Annotated in this window: 1 protein-coding gene; it reads right to left on the bottom strand. The window is 68.2% G+C overall.

What is annotated here, in order from left to right; genetic code table 11:
- The coding region (locus tag K7H93_RS15890; protein WP_276530716.1) for a GumC family protein at positions 1–623 on the bottom strand (623 nt) is incomplete at both ends.

The following is a 623-nucleotide window of genomic DNA, read 5'->3' as shown; positions in this document are numbered from 1 at the left end:
AGCAGGAAGGCCAGCGCCGCGCCCAGACCCGCGCCCACGATCAGCGAGAGCAGGATGTTCATCAGCAGGTTGGGGCTGGAGGGGGCCTGCGGGACATCGGCCGGATCGATGATCGAGACATTGTTGACCCCGACCCCGCCGGCAACGCCGATCTCCTTGAAGCGCTGCAGCAGCCCGTCATAGAGCGCGCGGTTGGTATCCACCTCCTGCTGGTAGATATTGTACTGGATCGAGCGGCGACGCAGGTCGAGATAGTCCGCCTTGAGGCGATTGACCCGCGCCTGGAGCGTCTGTTCGCGCTCCAGCGCGGCGCGGTAATCGCCCTGCAGCGAGCCCGAGACGCGCGCTTCCTCGCGTGCGATCGCCCGGTCGAGCTCGTCGATCTGCGATTGCAGCGCGCGCGCCTGCGGATAGCCCGGCTCGAACCGGACCATCAAAAGCTCGTACTGGCCGGCCAGATCGGCGCGCTTCTCGCGCAAGTTGTTGATCGCCGGGTTGGAGAGCGATTCGGTGGAGGAGGAGCCGCCGCCCGCCTGGCGTGCGCGCGCCTCGGCCTGGATCCGGTCGGCGGTCGCCTCGGTCAGCGCGGCGTTGAGCGCGGCCAGATCGTCGGCCACGATCGA

The organism is Citromicrobium bathyomarinum, assembly GCF_021021475.1.
GTDB lineage: Bacteria > Pseudomonadota > Alphaproteobacteria > Sphingomonadales > Sphingomonadaceae > Alteriqipengyuania > Alteriqipengyuania bathyomarina.
This window is presented reverse-complemented; position numbering and strand designations above follow the sequence as displayed.